Source organism: Streptomyces xylophagus (assembly GCF_000716435.1).
Classification (GTDB): Bacteria; Actinomycetota; Actinomycetes; order Streptomycetales; family Streptomycetaceae; genus Streptomyces; species Streptomyces xylophagus.
In genome coordinates this window covers 48,052-65,557 of record NZ_JNWO01000033.1, presented here as the reverse complement: position 1 = coordinate 65,557, position 17,506 = coordinate 48,052, and the positions used below count along the sequence as shown (strand labels likewise).

20 protein-coding genes and 1 riboswitch are annotated in these 17,506 nt (G+C 71.2%); of the genes, 12 read left to right on the top strand and 8 right to left on the bottom strand.

What is annotated here, in order from left to right; translation table 11 throughout:
• Positions 1-94 precede the first annotated feature (94 nt).
• Positions 95-234: riboswitch (cobalamin riboswitch) on the bottom strand.
• 134 nt (positions 235-368) lie between these two features.
• The 3 genes from OO70_RS44195 to OO70_RS44185 form a co-directional block, all read right to left on the bottom strand.
• The gene (locus OO70_RS44195; RefSeq protein WP_043685182.1) at positions 369-590 is read right to left on the bottom strand and encodes a hypothetical protein; all 222 of its coding nucleotides are present in this window, start codon (positions 588-590) and stop codon (positions 369-371) included.
• 43 nt (positions 591-633) lie between these two features.
• The gene (locus tag OO70_RS44190) at positions 634-1,881 is read right to left on the bottom strand and encodes an inorganic phosphate transporter (RefSeq protein WP_043685179.1); all 1,248 of its coding nucleotides are present in this window, start codon (positions 1,879-1,881) and stop codon (positions 634-636) included.
• Between the two features lie 98 nt (positions 1,882-1,979).
• Positions 1,980-2,729 (bottom strand): lysozyme, encoded by a 750-nt coding sequence (locus OO70_RS44185; protein ID WP_043685176.1) that lies wholly within the window; start codon positions 2,727-2,729, stop codon positions 1,980-1,982.
• Between the two features lie 197 nt (positions 2,730-2,926).
• On the opposite strand from OO70_RS44185, the gene OO70_RS44180 reads away from it, so the two are divergent.
• The 3 genes from OO70_RS44180 (at position 2,927) to OO70_RS44170 (ending at position 6,623) form a co-directional block, all read left to right on the top strand.
• On the top strand, positions 2,927-3,658 hold the full coding sequence (locus tag OO70_RS44180) for a class II aldolase/adducin family protein (protein ID WP_043685173.1): 732 nt from the start codon (positions 2,927-2,929) through the stop codon (positions 3,656-3,658).
• 267 nt (positions 3,659-3,925) lie between these two features.
• On the top strand, positions 3,926-5,053 hold the full coding sequence (locus OO70_RS44175) for an alpha/beta hydrolase family protein (RefSeq protein WP_043685170.1): 1,128 nt from the start codon (positions 3,926-3,928) through the stop codon (positions 5,051-5,053).
• 169 nt (positions 5,054-5,222) lie between these two features.
• The gene (locus OO70_RS44170; protein ID WP_078651803.1) at positions 5,223-6,623 is read left to right on the top strand and encodes a hypothetical protein; all 1,401 of its coding nucleotides are present in this window, start codon (positions 5,223-5,225) and stop codon (positions 6,621-6,623) included.
• Between the two features lie 9 nt (positions 6,624-6,632).
• Here OO70_RS44170 and OO70_RS44165 read toward each other — a convergent pair whose 3' ends face one another.
• Both OO70_RS44165 and ypfJ read right to left on the bottom strand, forming a co-directional pair.
• Positions 6,633-7,055: a VOC family protein gene (locus OO70_RS44165; protein ID WP_043685164.1), complete on the bottom strand. Its 423-nt coding sequence runs from the start codon at positions 7,053-7,055 to the stop codon at positions 6,633-6,635.
• Between the two features lie 128 nt (positions 7,056-7,183).
• Complete coding sequence (gene ypfJ, locus OO70_RS44160) at positions 7,184-8,074, bottom strand: KPN_02809 family neutral zinc metallopeptidase (RefSeq protein ID WP_043685162.1); 891 nt, start codon at positions 8,072-8,074, stop codon at positions 7,184-7,186.
• Positions 8,075-8,178: 104 nt separating this feature from the next.
• Here ypfJ and OO70_RS54955 point away from each other — a divergent pair, with 104 nt between their 5' ends.
• The 4 genes from OO70_RS54955 (at position 8,179) to OO70_RS44145 (ending at position 11,549) form a co-directional block, all read left to right on the top strand.
• Positions 8,179-8,316 (top strand): hypothetical protein, encoded by a 138-nt coding sequence (locus tag OO70_RS54955; protein WP_158711602.1) that lies wholly within the window; start codon positions 8,179-8,181, stop codon positions 8,314-8,316.
• Between the two features lie 121 nt (positions 8,317-8,437).
• The gene (locus OO70_RS44155; protein ID WP_043685159.1) at positions 8,438-10,036 is read left to right on the top strand and encodes an ABC-F family ATP-binding cassette domain-containing protein; all 1,599 of its coding nucleotides are present in this window, start codon (positions 8,438-8,440) and stop codon (positions 10,034-10,036) included.
• A 364-nt stretch (positions 10,037-10,400) separates the two neighbouring features.
• Positions 10,401-10,619, top strand: coding sequence for a helix-turn-helix domain-containing protein (locus OO70_RS44150; protein WP_019060653.1), 219 nt, complete (start codon positions 10,401-10,403; stop codon positions 10,617-10,619).
• Positions 10,620-10,736: 117 nt separating this feature from the next.
• Positions 10,737-11,549: an enoyl-CoA hydratase/isomerase family protein gene (locus tag OO70_RS44145; protein ID WP_043685156.1), complete on the top strand. Its 813-nt coding sequence runs from the start codon at positions 10,737-10,739 to the stop codon at positions 11,547-11,549.
• 32 nt (positions 11,550-11,581) lie between these two features.
• Here the strand turns inward: OO70_RS44145 and OO70_RS44140 are convergent, their stop codons facing one another.
• A complete protein-coding gene (locus tag OO70_RS44140; protein ID WP_043685153.1) occupies positions 11,582-12,391 on the bottom strand; it encodes a hypothetical protein in 810 nt (269 codons plus the stop codon).
• 87 nt (positions 12,392-12,478) lie between these two features.
• Between OO70_RS44140 and OO70_RS44135 the strand changes: the two genes are divergently transcribed.
• The 5 genes from OO70_RS44135 to amaP are packed head-to-tail and all read left to right on the top strand — an operon-like array spanning position 12,479 to position 14,849.
• A complete protein-coding gene (locus OO70_RS44135; RefSeq protein WP_043685151.1) occupies positions 12,479-12,964 on the top strand; it encodes an Asp23/Gls24 family envelope stress response protein in 486 nt (161 codons plus the stop codon).
• Between the two features lie 55 nt (positions 12,965-13,019).
• The gene (locus OO70_RS44130) at positions 13,020-13,205 is read left to right on the top strand and encodes a hypothetical protein (RefSeq protein ID WP_019060657.1); all 186 of its coding nucleotides are present in this window, start codon (positions 13,020-13,022) and stop codon (positions 13,203-13,205) included.
• Positions 13,202-13,591 carry an Asp23/Gls24 family envelope stress response protein gene (locus OO70_RS44125; RefSeq protein WP_043685148.1) on the top strand — a complete coding sequence of 130 codons (390 nt, stop codon included), beginning with the start codon at positions 13,202-13,204 and terminating at the stop codon, positions 13,589-13,591. Before OO70_RS44130 ends, OO70_RS44125 begins: the two co-directional genes overlap by 4 nt.
• The gene (locus OO70_RS44120; protein WP_043685145.1) at positions 13,588-14,265 is read left to right on the top strand and encodes a DUF6286 domain-containing protein; all 678 of its coding nucleotides are present in this window, start codon (positions 13,588-13,590) and stop codon (positions 14,263-14,265) included. The genes OO70_RS44125 and OO70_RS44120 overlap by 4 nt, the downstream gene beginning before the upstream one ends.
• A gap of 5 nt (positions 14,266-14,270) precedes the next feature.
• Positions 14,271-14,849: an alkaline shock response membrane anchor protein AmaP gene (gene amaP / locus OO70_RS44115; protein WP_043685235.1), complete on the top strand. Its 579-nt coding sequence runs from the start codon at positions 14,271-14,273 to the stop codon at positions 14,847-14,849.
• Positions 14,850-14,951: 102 nt separating this feature from the next.
• On the opposite strand, the gene OO70_RS44110 is transcribed toward amaP, so the two are convergent.
• A complete protein-coding gene (locus tag OO70_RS44110) occupies positions 14,952-15,707 on the bottom strand; it encodes an SDR family oxidoreductase (RefSeq protein ID WP_043685143.1) in 756 nt (251 codons plus the stop codon).
• Between the two features lie 5 nt (positions 15,708-15,712).
• Positions 15,713-17,500 (bottom strand): glycoside hydrolase family 15 protein, encoded by a 1,788-nt coding sequence (locus OO70_RS44105; RefSeq protein WP_043685140.1) that lies wholly within the window; start codon positions 17,498-17,500, stop codon positions 15,713-15,715.
• Positions 17,501-17,506: the final 6 nt, after the last annotated feature.

Below are 17,506 nucleotides of genomic sequence, written 5' to 3'. Positions count from 1 at the left end.
GCCGATCGCGGAGTCGGGCACTGCGCTGGTACGGGAGCTCAATCGGCAGCCGAGCATGGCGACATGTCCTCACTCAGGGTGTCCACGCCCTGGTTCGACGAGACCGGCGGTGAGAGTTCCTGGCTCCCGGGGCTACCTACCCCGGTGACAGTGGCGGGACCGCGCCGGATTCGCACCGGCTTCCTCTCCTGCCGCCGTATATGGCTCCGGCAGTCCACCACGGTGTTGGAAGGGGCGTCAACTTGCCGTTGACCTGCGGGGGAGGAGTGTGCTGATGCCCACACGTCCGCCGTCGGCGGGTCACGAAAGCGTGGGGTGCGGGACGGTGATCCGTCCCGCACCCCACGGTGGGTCCGACTGGCGGCCGGTCAGGCCACGATGAGAGAGATCCCGTACGCCACCGCAGCCGCGCAGGCCGCGAAGCAGACGTACGCGCCGGTCAGGGCGAGCGTCGCGGAGTCGCCCTGGGCGACGGCTCGTTCGCGGCGGGAGAGGCCGACGATACCGAGGGTGAAGACGGCCACCAGGGACACGGTGGCCACGAGGCTGACGCCGAAGACGGAGCCGAGGGCTGCCCAGTCGATGTGCATGCTGCTGCTTCCTTCTTGTTCCTGCTTGACCGGGGGCCCGGGATCAGACGGCGGCGGCCGGCGGGGTCGCCGGGTCGGACTTCACGGCCGTGGGCGGCGAGGGGATCGTCGCCGTGAGGCCCTCGGAGAGGGCTACCGACGGGGGCGGGGTCACGGCGGCGATCGCGGTGGTGACCACGCCGGGCGGCTCCTCGACCTCGTTGACGTTCGAGGCGTCGACCACCTGACGGCGGGAGAGCAGCCAGATCGCGGTGCTGGAGGCGACCAGGAAGACGGCCACCAGCGCGGTGCCCCAGTCGCCGAGGTCGGTCACGGACTCGGCGAGCGCGCCGACCAGCGCGGCGGCCGGCAGCGTCAGGCCCCAGGCGACGAACATCCGGGTGGCGGTCGACCAGCGGACGACACCGCCCTTGCGGCCCAGGCCCGCGCCCATCACCGAGCCGGAGACGGCGTGCGTGGTGGAGAGGGAGAAGCCGATGTGCGAGGAGGCCAGGATGACCGCGGCGGCGCTGGTCTGGGCGGCGAAACCCTGCTGCGGCCGGAGGTCGGTCAGGCCCTTGCCCATGGTGCGGATGATGCGCCAGCCGCCGATGTACGTGCCCATCGCGATGGCAAGACCCGCGGAGAGGATGACCCAGGTGGGCGGGTCCGAGTCGGGGGCGATGGAGCCGCCGGCGATCAGGGCGAGGGTGATGATGCCCATCGTCTTCTGCGCGTCGTTCGTGCCGTGGGCCAGCGAGACCAGCCCGGCGGAGGCGATCTGGCCGACGCGGAAGCCCTTGTCGGCGGCCTTGCCCTCGGCGTTGCGGCTCAGGGCGTACGAGAAGCGGGTGGCCAGCATCGCCGCGATGCCCGCGACGATCGGGGCGGCGACGGCGGGCAGCAGCACCTTGGTGACCAGGACGTCGCCGTGGACCGCGCCGGTGCCGGCGGAGGCGATGGTGGCGCCGATCAGGCCGCCCATCAGGGCGTGCGAGGAACTGGACGGGAGGCCGACGAGCCAGGTCACCAGGTTCCAGAGGATCGCGCCGACCAGCGCCGCGAAGATGACCTCGGGACGGATGCCGCTCTCGTCGACGAGCCCCTTGGAGATCGTGTTGGCGACCTCCACGGAGAGAAAAGCGCCCACCAGGTTGAGGGCGGCCGACATGGCCACCGCGACCTTGGGCTTGAGCGCACCGGTCGAGATGGTGGTGGCCATCGCGTTCGCGGTGTCGTGGAAACCGTTCGTGAAATCGAACGCGAGTGCGGTGACCACCACAATCGCGAGGATCAGCGAGAAGTTTTCCATTTACCCAGGCAATCGTTCGAGGTCATTGGCGCGTTGACCGTAGGCAACCTGGATGAACGGAAAGTGAACTGAGGGGGTCTCTGTGGTGTCTGTACGGGCTAGTAACCCCGGGCGAACTTCTTCAGTTGGCTCGTCGTCCCGTTGAAGAGATTCTGATCACCCGGCAGGCTGCCGCTGTTGTCGTACTGCCAGAAGGTCCAGTACGACCAACCGGCGGGCAGCGATCCCGCGTCCGCCGACTCGTGGCGGGCGATCCACAGCGCGTGTGTCGAGGCCAGGGCGGTGCTGCTGCCCGTGCAGGTGTTCCACCAGTGGGCGGTCGTGTAGATCACCGGACGGCGGCCGGTCTCCCGCTTCACCTCGGCGCTGAAGGCCTTGATCCAGCTCACCATCTTGGCCTTGCTCAGGCCGTAGCAGCCGTGCTTCTTGTCGTACGGGTTGTATTCGATGTCGAGCGCCGGTGGCAGCGTCCAGCCGTCCGCCTTCCAGCCGCCGCCGTGCGCCACGAAGTAGGCGGCCTGGGTCGCGCCCGACGACTTGTCCGGCAGCGCGAAGTGGTACGCGCCGCGGATGATGCCCGCCGCGCGGGCGCCGTTGTACTGCTGGGCGAAGTAGGGGCTTCGGTAGGTGGTGGACTCGGTCGCCTTGACGTAGACGAACGTGGCGCCCTTCGCCTTCGCGCTCGACCAGTCGACGTTCTTCTGGTGCGAGGAGACGTCGTGCCCCTTCGCGGGGCTCGCGGCCGAGGCCGGGATCTCGACGAGTGCGACCCCGGCGAGGGTGAGCGCGGTCGCGGAGACGGTGAGGAGGCGGGTGCGGTGACGGGACGGTTTGCGATCACGGGCCATGTTTCCCCCCGGGAATGGCGACGTGCACGACAAATCCCCCAGAGATTATTGGAAGATCCGTCAATGCCGGTCGATCTCCAGCCAAGCGGCTGCGATGGGCGGTGCATGCCCATATGTGCTCTTTCGGTTGCGCGGCCTTCGGCCTAAAGTGCCCGCGCCCGAACGCCTGTTGGGGCATCGGCTGGCAGGATCGCGACATGGCTGAGGAGCGGCGGGACCAACGGGACGGACGAGATGCCCGGGAGGGCGCACAGGCTGTGGGGGAGCCGTGGCGCAGGCGTGTGCGTGCCGAGGAGGCGCAGGCCTGGGACGCGCTCGTCGCGACGGCTCGTCGGACGGTGTCCGACGGACTGGTCGTCGGCACCTCCGGGAACGTCTCGGTGCGTGTCGGCGACATCGTCCTGGTCACACCCTCGGGCGTCCCCTACGACCGGCTGACACCCGACGACACGGTCGGCGTCGACCTCGACGGCCGACAGGTGCTCGGCACCCTGCTCCCGACGAGCGAACTCCCCATGCATCTCGCCGTCCACCGCAGCACCGACGCCCGCGCCGTCGTCCACACCCACGCCGTCCACGCGACGGCCGTCTCGACCCTCGTCCCCGAACTCCCCTCCGTCCACTACATGTCCGGCGCCCTCGGCGGCCCGGTCCGGGTTGCCCCGTATGCGACATACGGCACCGAGGAGTTGGCCGAGAACATGCTCCGGGCCCTCACCGACCGCTCAGCCTGCCTCCTCCAGAACCACGGCACGATCGCCTACGGCGACTCCCTGGACCAGGCCTACGACCGTACGGCCCAGCTGGAGTGGATGTGCCGCGTGTGGCTGACGGCGTCCTCGGTGCCGGGGTTGTCGCCGACGCTGTTGTCGGAGGAGCAGGTGGCTGAGGCGGGGGAGCGGTTGCGGGGGTATGGGCAGCGGGGGTGAGAGCAACCGGGGGTGAGGGTTACGCGGCGGCAGCGGGGTTGAGAGCGACAGGGGTGAAAGCCACGGGGACGAGGGCGACCGGGTGAGAGCAGCGGGCGTGACGGTTGCTGTCGGCGGCCGGCTACTTTCCGGTGCCGACGCCTTTCTCGCCGGCCCCTCTGCCGAGCCGTCCCGCATCACCCGACCCTCACCGCTGAAACCGCCCCGCCCGTCACCCTGGGCCCGCTCCGGCTGGCCGCTCGCCCCGTCCGCCGGGACACTGGACCCGTGCGCACAGTCAAAGCGACGGCCGCGGCCGTCTCCGTGGCCCTCGCGGCCGGCGCGGCAGGCGTCGCCGCCGGCCGGTACGCCAGCGACGCCGCGCTGAAGGCGCCGCCCGGCCGCCCCCTGCCGACCGAACCCCGGCTCACGGTGCACTCCACCGCCGCCGGCCAGATCACCCTCACCCGGGACCTGGCATCCCTGCGCCCCGGCACCTACGGCCTCGCCGGCGACGGCTCCCACGCGGTCGTCGGCCCCGTCGTCGACACGGCGTCCCCCTCCGCCGACGCCGTCGTACGCCGCCTCGAACGCGTCACCCACGGCACCCTCCGCCCCGGCGACAAGGTGTGGCTCACCCCGAACGTCCACATCGGAAACCCGAGCGCCGCCCTCGGCCTCGACCACGCCGACATCGACATCCCCGGCGAACTCGGCTCCCTGCCCGCGTGGTTCGTGCCCGGGGCGCGGAGCACCTGGGTGATCGCGGTGCACGGCCTGGCCGCCACCCGCGAACTCTCCCTGAACGTCATGGAGTTCCTGCACCGCCAGCGCTTCCCGGTCCTCGCCCTCGCCTACCGCGGCGACCTGGGCGCACCCCGCAACCCCGACGGTCTCAACCACCTCGGCGAGACCGAGTGGCGCGACCTGGACGCGGCGATCCGCTACGCCGTCCGGTACGGCGCCGAGCACGTCGTCCTGTACGGCTGGTCCACCGGCGCCACCATGGCGCTGCGCGCCGCCGCGCACTCCGCGATGCGCGACCGCGTCTCCGGTCTGGTGCTGGACTCGCCGGTGCTCAACTGGGAGACGACGCTGCGCGCCCTCGCCACGGCCCGGCACACCCCGGGCGCGCTGCTGCCGCTGGCGGTCCGTGCCGCCCAGGGCCGCACCAGTCTGCACGGCGACCGCATCGCCGAGGCCGCCGACCCCACCCGGCTCAGGGTGCCGACCCTGATCTTCCACGGCCCCGACGACACGGTCGCCCCCTGGACCCTCTCCCGGCGCTTCGCCGCCCACCGCCCCGACCTGATCACCCTCCAGCCGGTCGCCCGGGCCCCGCACAGCGCCATGTGGAACGCCGACCCGGCCGCCTACGAGGAGATCCTGCGCCGCTTCCTGACGCCCCTGATGTGACCCCGGTCCACCCATCGGTCCTCCCCCTCACCGACCTTCCGTTTAGCCCTGTACCACTGGCCTGATCCCGGTCCCCAGCAGCCCGCGAGACCCCGTGCCTTGGCCCTCCCTGTCGCCCGCCGTGACATTCCGTTTGGGTTTTCGGACCGTCAACCGGAAGACTGCACCCGTGACGTCCCGTATCCCGCGCGACTCCAGGCTTCGACTCGTCCGCCCGCGACCCCTGGCCGCCGCCCCCCGAGCGATGAACCAGCGGCGCTCGCGCCGCCCCGCACCGCGCCCTCCGGAGGGCACACCCGCCCCCGCGGAACTGGCCAGAATGGCTCGCTCCGGCCTGGCCGGCGCGGCCCGCGTCGCCCACTGGGCCGACGCCGCACTACGCCCCGGCCGTGACAGCGCGAGCCCCGACGGCAAGGGCACCCTCTCCGACGCGACCGCCGAACTCGCGGCCGAGGATCTGGGCCTGACCCCGGCTCAGGTCCGCGCCGACTGGGACACCGCCCGCCTCGCCGGCCTCGTCGAGGTGCACGGCGACGAGGCCCGCCCCGGCTGGCGGCTGCGTGCCTGGGACCGCGACGACAGCGCCGTACTGCGCGGCTGGGTCGCCCTCTTCGACGCCTGGTCGCTCGCCCACCCGGAACCCCGGGAGCACGAGCCCTCAGCCGTCGCCGAGGTCGTCTCGGCCATGCCTCAGGTGCTCTCCTTCCTCCAGCTCTCCGCCGGCCCCGTCCCCGTCGAGCAGCTCCTCGACCTCCTCGAACAACGCGTCACCGAACTGCGCACCGAGCGCTGCGAGATCCCCTACGGCCCACAGCCCGAGCCCGTCCAGCAGACGCAGGCCTCGGACGCCCCCCTCGACCCCCTCCTCGACTGGGCCCTGCACGCCCTCGCCTCCGTCGGCGCCCTCACCTACGGCGACGCCCAGGCCACCCTCACCCCGCTCGGCAGCTGGGCGGTCTGGGTCAAGCTGGAGCAGATCTGCGTGGCCGCGCAGAGCCCCGCCGGGAACATCGAGCAGTCCGCCGAGGACATGCTCCGCGGCTGCTCCCAGCTCCGCCCGAACGCCGCCCGCGCCGAGTACCGCGCCTGGCTCGCCGCCCGCACCGTGGGCAGCGCGGTCGGCGAGCTGATCGACGCCGCCCGCGGCGAGGACGCCCTGCTGCGCGGCCTCGCCTTCGAGGCGCTGCGCGTCGTCGGCGCCCCCGCCGAACCCGACGTCCGCGCCGCGGTCGACGAGGCGACGCTACGGCCGTACGCCCTGCTCTGGCTCGCCGAGCACGACGGGATCGACCCGGAGGACGCCCACGAGGTCCTCACCCGCGAAGAGGCCACCTGGATGTGGGTCGACACCGCCGCCGCCGTCGCCGACCACGGCGAGGCCCCGCTGCTCGTGCGCCACCTGGAGTCCGCCATCCAGCCGACCGTCCCCATGCTCCTCGACGAGGTGCGCTCCGTAGGACACCCGCGCACCGTGCAGGTCCTCGTCGCGCTCGCCGCCGCGCACCCCGACCCGGCACTCGCCAAGGCCGTACGCCGGGCGGCCTTCCAGGTGCACACCGGGGGGAGCTAGGGCGGCGGGTCAGGCCCCTATTTCCGGGGCGTACGTACCGAAGCTCCAGATGTTGCCCTCGAGGTCCCGGGCCATGTAGTCCCGCGATCCGTAGTCCTGGTCCGTCGGGGGCATCAGGATCTCCGCGCCGTGCTCCGCGGCCCGCCGGTGATGGGCGTCGACGTCGTCCACGACGATGTACACCCCGGCGGGTCCCGCGCTCTTCATCGCCTCGTCGAAGCGCCCGCCGCGGCCCTTGGAGCCGAGCATCACCGCGCCGTTGCCCTGCACCAGCTCGGCGTGCATCACCGAGCCGTCCTCGCCCTCGTACACCGCGAGTCCGGTGAAGCCGAAGGCCTCCGTGAGCTGCCGGATCGCCGCCTTCGCGTCCGTGTACAGCAGTGACGGGTAGATGCTGGGCCGCCCGCTGTCCGTGCCGTCCGTGCTTGCCATGCCGATCACTTCCTTGTGTTCGGGTGCTGCTCGCGCCTGGGTGTCCTTGGTGTTTCCGCCGCTTTGAGCGCTTTCGACGAGTCTTGCACCCGCCACTGACAACGGCCCCGGCAGCGCCCTTCGGCCCGTCAGCGGAACGTGTTGCACTGCGCCATGTCCCCGGTCCGATAGCCCTGGTGGAACCACTGCTGCCGCTGCGCCGCCGACCCGTGCGTCCAGGTCTCCGGCGTCACCCGGCCCTGGAACCGTTCCTGGATCCGGTCGTCCCCCACGGCTGCCGCCGCGTCCAGACCGTCCCGGATGTCGGCGTCCGTGAGGCTGGTGATCAACGGCCGCCCGGTCGACTCGTCCTTCGTGGTGGTCGCGTGATGCGCCCACACCCCCGCGTAGCAGTCCGCCTGCAGTTCCACCTTCACCGCGTTGCTGTTCGCGCCGGTCCGCCCGTCCTGCGAGCGGCCGAGCGTGCCCATCAGATCCTGTACGTGGTGCCCGTACTCGTGGGCCACGACGTACGCCTGCGCGAACGGCCCGCCGCTGGAGCCGAACTTCGTCCGCAGCTCGTCGAAGAACCCCAGGTCCAGATAGACCTTCCGGTCGCCGGGACAGTAGAACGGCCCCACCGCGGAGGTCGCCGTCCCGCACGCCGTGGCGACCTGCCCGCTGAAGAAGACCGTCGGCGACCGCGTGTACGTACCGCTGCGCCGCCGGAACTCCTGCGTCCAGAAGTCCTGCACGCTGTTGACCACCGCCACGATGCGGCAGTCCTCCTTGGTGTTCGCGTCCTGCCCGGTACGGCAGGACGACTGCACCTGGGCCAGTGAGGACGCGGTCGACGCCGGTGAGTCGCTGCCCGACGACAACCCCAGGTTGTCGGGACCGACACCGAAGAAGAGCCCCAGCAGCAGCGCGATCAGCCCCGCGAGACCGCCGCCCACGGTCGCCCGGCCACCGGGAATCCGGCTGCCGCGCACGTCCTGCACCTCGGAGGTGTCCAGATCGGCATCGTCGTCGAACTGCATGGGCCCCGCTCTCCGCAGTCGTAGCCCCCTGACGTCATCCTCGCCCGCCACCCCCACCGGGGCGCCGGACAGGCGGCCGAACGGGCGACGCCCCCTACGCGCGCGTGCCGTTCGTCACGGCGCGGCGCCGCTCGTCGCCCGGCCGTGTGCTGGTGCCGGCCCGGACCGCCCAGCTCACCGCCGTGGACCACGTGAGCCGGATCACCCCGGGCCGCACGCTCCGCGGCAACGAGCTGCCGTAGGCACGAAAAGCGCTTGCACGGCCCCGTTAGACTTGGCCTATGGCCATTCTCCTCGCGCATTAGACGGCGGGAACGTCCTCAGCCGCCCCTTCCGCCTACGACCCCGCTCTGGAGTCTGACCGTGATCTCCGCCTCCGGTATCGAGCTGCGCGCCGGCGCCCGCGTCCTCATCGAGTCCGCCACCTTCCGTGTCGCCAAGGGCGACCGCATCGGTCTGGTCGGCCGCAACGGCGCCGGCAAGACCACCCTGACCAAGGTCCTGGCCGGTGAGGGCCAGCCCGCCGGCGGCACCGTCACCCGCTCCGGCGAGGTCGGCTACCTCCCGCAGGACCCCCGCACCGGCGACCTGGACGTGCTCGCCAGCGACCGCATCCTCTCCGCGCGCGGCCTGGACACCCTGATCCGCAAGATGCGCGAGAACGAACAGCGCATCGCCAACGGCAGCGGCGCCACCCGCGAGAAGGCCATGCGGCAGTACGAGCGCCAGGAGACGGAGTTCCTCACCAAGGGCGGGTACTCCGCCGAGGCCGAGGCCGCCACCATCGCCGCCGCGCTGAACCTCCCGGACCGGGTGCTGGGCCAGCCGCTCCATACGCTCTCCGGCGGTCAGCGCCGCCGTATCGAGCTGGCCCGCATCCTGTTCTCAGACGCGGACACGCTCCTGCTCGACGAGCCCACGAACCACCTCGACGCCGACTCGATCGTCTGGCTGCGCGACTACCTGAAGACGTACCGCGGCGGCTTCATCGTGATCTCCCACGACACCGACCTCGTAGAGACCGTCGTCAACAAGGTGTTCTATCTGGACGCCAACCGCTCCCAGATCGACTACTACAACATGGGCTGGAAGCTCTACCAGCAGCAGCGCGAGGCCGACGAGAAGCGCCGCAAGCGCGAGCGGCAGAACGCCGAGAAGAAGGCCGCCGCCCTGCACTCGCAGGCCGACAAGATGCGCGCCAAGGCCACCAAGACGGTCGCCGCGCAGAACATGGCCAAGCGCGCCGACCGACTGCTCGCCGGACTGGACGCGGTGCGCGTCTCCGACAAGGTCGCCAAGCTGCGCTTCCCGGAGCCCTCGCCCTGCGGCAAGACCCCGCTCATGGCGGAGGGCCTGTCGAAGTCGTACGGCTCCCTGGAGATCTTCACCGACGTCGATCTGGCCATCGACAAGGGTTCGCGTGTCGTCATCCTCGGCCTGAACGGCGCCGGCAAGACGACCCTCCTGAAGCTCCTCGGCGGCGCCGAGAAGCCCGACACCGGCGAGGTCATCGAGGGCCACGGCCTCAAGCTCGGCTACTACGCGCAGGAGCACGAGACCCTCGACCCCGAGCGCACGGTCCTGGAGAACATGCGCTCCGCCGCCCCCGACCTGGACCTGGTCGAGGTCCGCAAGACGCTCGGCTCGTTCCTGTTCTCGGGCGACGACGTCGACAAGCCGGCCGGGGTCCTCTCCGGCGGCGAGAAGACCCGCCTCGCGCTCGCCACCCTCGTGGTGTCGTCCGCGAACGTCCTCCTCCTGGATGAGCCGACGAACAACCTGGACCCCGCCAGCCGCGAGGAGATCCTCGGCGCGCTGCGCACCTACAAGGGCGCCGTCGTCCTCGTCACCCACGACGAGGGCGCCGTCGAGGCGCTCCAGCCGGAGCGCATCATCCTGCTGCCGGACGGCGTCGAGGACCTGTGGGGCGCGGACTACGCGGATCTCGTCGCCCTGGCGTGACCGGATGCCCGTGATCGAAAGACCGTGATCGAATGCTTGATCAACGGCGTATGGATCATTCGGCCTACCGGTGATCCACCATCTGTGTGAGATCTCCTCGTACCGAGGTGTGTCGTACATCGATTTCCCGGCCGAGCCCTTTATCGACAAGGGCTCGGCCGTTCTGCGTCTCTGACCAGGCACTTCGCGGAACAACTCGTTCGGCCGTACGGACATGGCCGTCAGGAATTCCACATTCCACTTGTGGGGACGCACTCCTGTCGTCAAAACCTTGTCTTACGGACCTTGCCGAATGGGTGGCCATGAACGCTTGGAGGGGTGATCATGAGGAGACCAAGAGCGCACTTCCCATGAGGAGGCACGGGTGGCCGAGACTCTGAAGAAGGGCAGCCGGGTAACCGGCGCCGCGCGCGACAAGCTCGCGGCAGACCTGAAGAAGAAGTACGACTCCGGTGCGAGCATCCGAGCGCTGGCCGAGGAAACCGGCCGCTCGTATGGCTTCGTACACCGGATGCTCAGCGAGTCCGGCGTCACGCTCCGTGGGCGTGGCGGGGCGACCCGGGGCAAGAAGGCTTCGGCCTGACCCCGGGCGGCCCATCGGCTTCGATGGTGGCCACCCGGTCGGACAACTGACCGACCGGGTGGTTACTGTGCAGTCACTTAGCTCTGCTCTGTTGACCGCACACATCGGAGGCGCCCCATGGCTTCGCCCGAACAGGACGACAAGGACCTCGGTCCCGTACTCGACAAGGACGGCGTACGGCTCACCGTCGACGACGCGATCGCCACGGTGACGCTGACCAACCCGGCCAAGCGCAACGCTCAAAGTCCTGCTCTCTGGCGGGCGTTGGCGGAGGCCGGGCGGTTGCTGCCGGGCTCCGTCCGTGTCGTGGTGCTGCGTGCCGAGGGCAAGTCCTTCTCGGCCGGCCTCGACCGGCAGGCGTTCACGCCCGAGGGCTTCGACGGCGAACCGTCGTTCATCGACCTCGCGCACAGCAGTGACGCCGTGCTGGACGGGACCATCGCCGAGTACCAGGAGGGCTTCACCTGGTGGCGGCGCAGCGACATCGTGTCCATCGCCGCTGTCCAGGGGCATGCCATCGGTGCCGGGTTCCAACTCGCCCTCGCCTGTGACCTGCGTGTCGTCGCCGACGATGTGCAGTTCGCCATGCGCGAGACCAGCCTCGGCCTGGTGCCCGACCTGACCGGCACGAATCCGCTGGTCGGTCTCGTCGGCTATGCCCGTGCGCTGGAGATCTGCGCGACCGGGCGCTCCGTGCTGGCCGAGGAGGCCGTGAGCACCGGCCTCGCCAACATCGCCGTGCCCGCCGACCAGGTCGAGGACGCCGTACGCGACCTGGCGACCGCGCTGCTGGCGGCACCGCGCGACGCTCTCATCGAGACCAAGGCGCTGCTCCAGGGCGTCCAGGGCCGTACGTACGACGACCAGCGCGCGGCCGAGCGTGCCGCACAGGCGCGACGGCTGCGGGACCTGGCCGGCGTCGGCGAATAGGCGTCAGCCGATCATGTTCAGCCGGTCATGGTTCAGCCGATCCTGGTGATGAGCACCGCCACCGTCGGGTGACCCGGCAGCACCTCGCCGACCCTCGCGCGGACCTCCCGGGCCACATCCAGGGCCCGGCGGTCCGCGCGCACCGCGAGTTCCACGCGCGCGTGGAGGCCCGACAGCGCGCCCTCGCCCCGTTGCTTCTCCATGTGCACCGCCCGGCCGAGCCCGCCCAGCGTGCCGGTCAGCCGGGTCACACCAGGGACGGCGAGCGCGGCAGCGGCGACCAGGACCTCGCCGCTGCCATCAACATCGTCCACACGATCAACGCCATCAACATCATCAATGCCATCAACGTGGTCAATGTCGGCAGCGGCGGCGCGATCAGCACCGTCCACACGGTCGACACCGTCCATGTCATCCATGTCATCCATGTCATCCATGTCGTCCATATGGTCCAGCAAGGCCGTCACTTGTAGATCAACCTCCGCCAGCTCCAGACCGAGCCGTTCCGCCGCGGCCGTCGCCAGAGCCGTGCGCAGGCGGGACGCCGTGGCCGGGAGGGGCTCGGTCGCCACCGCCGCGAAGTCCGCCGTGATCCGTAGCGGACCGGGCGGCAGGGCGCCCGGCGGGGGCGGTACGGCGGGCTCGTGCACGTCCTCCGGATCGGCGAGCGCGATGCGCAGCGCGCCCAGCCGCACGCCCCGTACATGCTGCGCCACGCCCCGCAGTACGGTCTCGGCCGCCCGCTCGGCGATCCACGCGCCGTCGCGCCGGTCGCCGAGGGGCAGCAGCCTGCCGAGCCGCAGTTGATGCCGTACCGCTCGCGTCCATGCGTCCGCCGTCATTCCTCCAGCCTGCCGCATCCCCGGCGCGAGAGAATGCAACCGCACTTACCGTGGTCGAAGGACGACGACCGAAAGGGACGTACGGCGATGACCGACATGACGGAGCGGAACCGGACGCAGGACCCCGACGGCGAGCGGGAGCCGGTACAGACCCGCAAGACCCCCATCAAACGTGGCGGAGGCGACCCGGCGTCCCGCGGGCGCACCACCATCGCCGACGGGGTCGTGGAGAAGATCGCCGGGCTGGCCGCCCGGGACGTCCTGGGCGTGCACGCCATGGGCAGCGGGCTGTCCCGCACCTTCGGAGCCGTGCGCGACCGGGTGCCCGGCGGTACGAAGTCGGTGTCCCGGGGTGTGAAGGCCGAGGTCGGCGAGGTGCAGACCGCGCTCGACCTGGAGATCGTCGTGGACTACGGGGTGTCGATCGCGGATGTCGCCCGGGCCGTACGGGAGAACGTCATCGCGGCCGTGGAGCGGATGACCGGACTCGAGGTCGTCGAGGTCAACATCGCGGTGAGCGATGTGAAGCTCCCGGACGAAGAGGACGAGGAACCGGAACCCCGACTCCAGTGACCGAGCCGATGGACGAGTCAATGAGCGGGCCGACGAATGAACTGAGGAGCGCAGGATGAGCAGGGCCGTGGTCGGCATGATCGCCGGAATGGCGCTGGGCTTCGCCGGGTATTTCGGCGGGTTCGGTGCGTTCCTGCTGGTGGCGGCCCTGGGCGCCATCGGGTTCGTCGTCGGCCGGTTCCTGGAGGGGGACCTGGAACTCGGCGACTTCTTCCGTTCGCGTGACGACCGGCGGCGATGACGTCCATGAGCGGCGGCGGCACGGTCGACGAGCGCGGCAGACCCTCGGCGGTCGTCGCGCCCGGCGAGCGGGGCGCCACCCGGATCGCCGACCGGGTCGTCGCGAAGATCGCCGCGCAGGCCGCGCGTGAGGCGCTCGGACCACTGCCCCCGGAGGCCGCACCGCCGCACGCCACCGTCGTCGTCCACCACGAAACCGCACGCGTGCGCGTGCACCTCGAACTCGACTATCCCTGCGACATCGGAGCCCGCTGTTTTCAGGTGCGTCGACAGGTGGTTCAGCGGGTACGCGCGTTGGTGGGCATGGACGTGCCCGAGGTCGCCGTCCAAGTGGAACGGCTGCATCCGGCACGGTCGCACGGCGCGGCACAGGGGAGGACGCGATGAGCGAGTCCCAGGGCTCCGATGGCACGACCCAACGACTACCGGTGATCGAGAAGGAGACCGATCCAGGACACGGCGGATACCCGGCCGCGTCGGACTACGATCCCGTCCCCGTCGTCCATGACGGGGACGGCAAGGGCGGCCGCTTCTGGTCGGCGCGCCGCGTCCCCGCGGGCATCGTCGCCGTCCTGCTGCTCGTCGGCGCGGGCGCCCTGCTCTACGACGTCACCGCGGTGCGCGCCGAACGGCCCGCCGCGCACTGGCGCCGGGAACTGGCCCGGCAGCTCGCCGAGCGGCCCCTGGACGACACCTGGGTCCTCGTCGGCGCCGGTGTCGCCGCCGCCCTCGGCCTCTGGCTGATCGTGCTCGCGGTCACGCCCGGCCTGCGCCAGGTGCTGCCCATGCGCCGTACCCACGCCGACATCCGGGCCGGCCTGCAACGCGCCGCCGCCGCGATGGTGCTGCGCGACCGGGCCATGGAGGTCTCGGGCGTGCAGTCGGTACGGGTACGGACGAGCCGGAGCAAGGCCGATGTCCGCGCGGTGTCCCATTTCCGTGAACTCGACGACGTGCGGGCCGACTTGGACGCCGTGCTCAGCGACGCGATCACCGGGCTCGGGCTGGCCCGGCCGCCCGCGCTGACGGTGCACGTCGGCCGTTCCGGACGGAAGGGGTGAGGTCGGTGCTCAGGATCGTCAACCGCGTGGTGATCGGTGTCGTGGGCCTGGTCCTGGTCGTCCTCGGCGGCTCCGTGCTGGCCGTCGGACTCGGCGTGAAGCCACCCTCCTGGTGGATCTACGACGGCCGTCACGACGTCCTGCTGAGCGACGCCCGGCGGATTCGCTGGCGGGGCGACGGCTGGTGGTGGCCGACGGTCCTCGCCGCGCTCGCCGTCCTCGTCCTGCTCACCCTGTGGTGGCTCGTCGCGGTTCTACGACGCCGTCGGCTCACCGAGGTCGCTGTCCGCACCGGCGACGGCGAGGGCGCGCTGCTGCGGGGCCGCGCCCTGGAGAGCGTCCTCGCCACCGACGCGGGCGACCTCGACGGCGTGGCCCACGCGCACGTGCGGCTCGCCGGCACCCGCACGGCACCCGAGGCCCGCGTCGAGCTCCACCTGGAACCCCACGTGGACCCCGGAGCGGCCCTCGACCACCTGACGGCCAACGCCCTCAGCCACGCCCGCGATTCGGCGGGCCTGGACGCACTGCCGACAGAGGTCCGCCTGAAGGGCGTCAAGCACCGCGCGGAGAGGGTGAGTTAAAGCACGCTGAGGCGCAACTCCCCAGGGGCGCAGGGCTGTGTCTGATGTGCGGCTCCGCCGCGTGGGCGCGACCAGCCACAGGCGGCCCGCAGCCATACGACCTCAGAACCCATGCCGCATGCCACCGTCAACAGGCACCATGATCCCCGTCAGATAGGACGCGGCCGGCGACAGCAGAAACGCCGCCACCCGCCCGAACTCGTCAGAAGTTCCGTACCGCCGCAGCGGAATCCGCGTCTCGTTGGCCCTCCGGGTGGCCTCCGGGTCCGCGGACATCCCGTCCAGCTCGCGCACGCGATCCGTGTCGATGCGGGCCGGCAGCAGCCCCACGACACGGATGCCGCGCGGCCCCAGCTCGTCCGCGAGGGACTTGGCGAAACCGGCAAGACCGGGCCGCAGCGCGTTCGAGATCGTCAGCCCGGGGATCGGCTCGTGCACCGACCCGGACAGCACGAACCCAATGACGCCGCCCGCCTCCAATTCCGCGGCCGCCGCACGGGCGAGCCGTACCGCGCCGAGGAACACCGACTCGAACGACGCCTGCCACTGCTCGTCGGTGCTGTCGGCGACGAACCCGGGCGGCGGCCCGCCGACGCTCACGAGGATGCCGTCGAAGCGCCCGAAGTGGTCACGCGCGGCGGCGATCAGCCGGGTCGGCGCGTCCGCGTCGGCGTTGTCGACGGCCACGCCGATCGCGTTCGGCCCCAGTTCGGCCGCCGCGTCGGCGGCCCGCTTCTCGTCCCGCCCGGTGACGACCACCTTCGCGCCGTCGGCCACCAGCTCGCGCGCGGAGGCGTTGCCCAGCCCGCGGGTGGCCCCGGTGACGACGTACACGCGGTCCTTCAGTCCAAGATCCATGTCCCCTATCCTGCCTCCTCGTTCCCGAACAGGGCGAGGGCGCTGTTCACCAGCCCGATGTGGCTGAACGCCTGCGGGAAGTTGCCCAGCTGACGGCCGGCCACCGGGTCGTACTCCTCCGCGAGCAGCCCCACGTCGTTCGCGAGCCCCACCAGACGCTCGAACAGCACCTTGGCCTCCTTCGTGCGGCCCGTCAGATGCAGGGCGTCCACGAGCCAGAACGAGCACGCCAGGAAGGCTCCCTCGTCACCCGGCAGCCCGTCGACGACGGTGTCGGCGGCGGTGTCGTAGCGGCGTACGAAACCGTCGTGGCCGAGTGCCTCCTGGACCGCGTCTACCGTGCCGATCACCCGGGGATCGTCGGGCGGCAGGAAGCCGAAGTGGGGGATGAGCAGCAGGGCGGCGTCGAGTTCCTGCGAGCCGTAGTACTGCGTGAACGTGTTGCGCACCGGGTCGTAGCCGTTCTCGCACACGTCCCGGTGCACCTCGTCGCGCAGTTCGCGCCAGCCCGTCAGGTCGCCGGGCAGGTCGCCGTACTCCTCCAAAGTGCGTACCGCGCGGTCGGCGGCCACCCACACCATGACCTTGGAGTGCACGAAGTGCCGGCGTCCGCCGCGCACCTCCCACAGACCCTCGTCCGGCTGCCGCCACTGCGAACGCAGCCACTCCAGGAGGATGCTCTGGAGGGACCACATGTGCGGCTTGGGTGACAGGCCCGCGCGCCGGGCCAGCCACAGGGAGTCCATGACCTCGCCGTAGACGTCCAGTTGGAGCTGGTTGACGGCGCCGTTGCCGATCCGTACGGGGGCCGAACCGCCGAAGCCGGACAGGTGCGGCAGTTCGAACTCGGGCAGCCGTCGCTCGCCCGCCACGCCGTACATGATCTGCAGGTCCGCCGGATCGCCGGCGACCGCGCGCAGCAGCCAGTCGCGCCAGGCCTCGGCCTCCTTGAGGTAGCCCGCGGAGACCAGGGCGCCCAGGGTGAGGGTGGAGTCGCGCAGCCAGCAGTAGCGGTAGTCCCAGTTGCGGACGCCGCCCATCTCCTCGGGCAGCGAGGTGGTGGCCGCGGCGACGATGCCGCCGGTCGGGCGGTAGGTGAGCGCCTTGAGGGTGATCAGAGAGCGTACGACCGCGTCCCGGTACGGGCCGTCGTACCGGCAGCGGGCCGCCCAGCGCTGCCAGTCCGTGACACTGCCGCGCAGCGACTCGTACGGGTCGACGAGCGGCGGGCGCGCCTCGTGCGAGGGGTGCCAGGTGAGGACGAAGGCGACCTTCTCACCGGCCTCGACAGTGAACTCCGAGAGGGTGCTGAAGTCCTCGCCCCAGGTGCGCACCTCGGGTTCGCTGCGCAGCCACACCGAATCGGGTCCGGCCACGGCCACCCGGTGTCCGTCGGACCTGCGCATCCACGGCACGACCGAGCCGTAGTCGAAGCGGAGACGGAGCCTGCTGTGGACGGTGACCTTGCCGCTGAGGCCTTCCACGATGCGTACGACGTCGGGGGCGCGGTGGCGCTGGGGCATCAGGTCGGTGACGCGTACCGTGCCCTCGTCGGTCTCCCACTCCGTGTCCAGGACCAGCGTGTCGGGGCGGTAGGCGCGGCGGGTGCAGCGGTCCGCGCCCTTGGGGGCGATACGCCAGTGGCCGTTGTCCTGGTCGCCGAGCAGTCTGGCGAAGCAGGCGGCCGAGTCGAAGCGGGGCAGACACAGCCAGTCGACCGAGCCGTCCATGCCGACCAGGGCAGCGGTCTGTTCGTCGCCGATGAGGGCGTAGTCCTCGATACGTGGGTGCACGGGGTG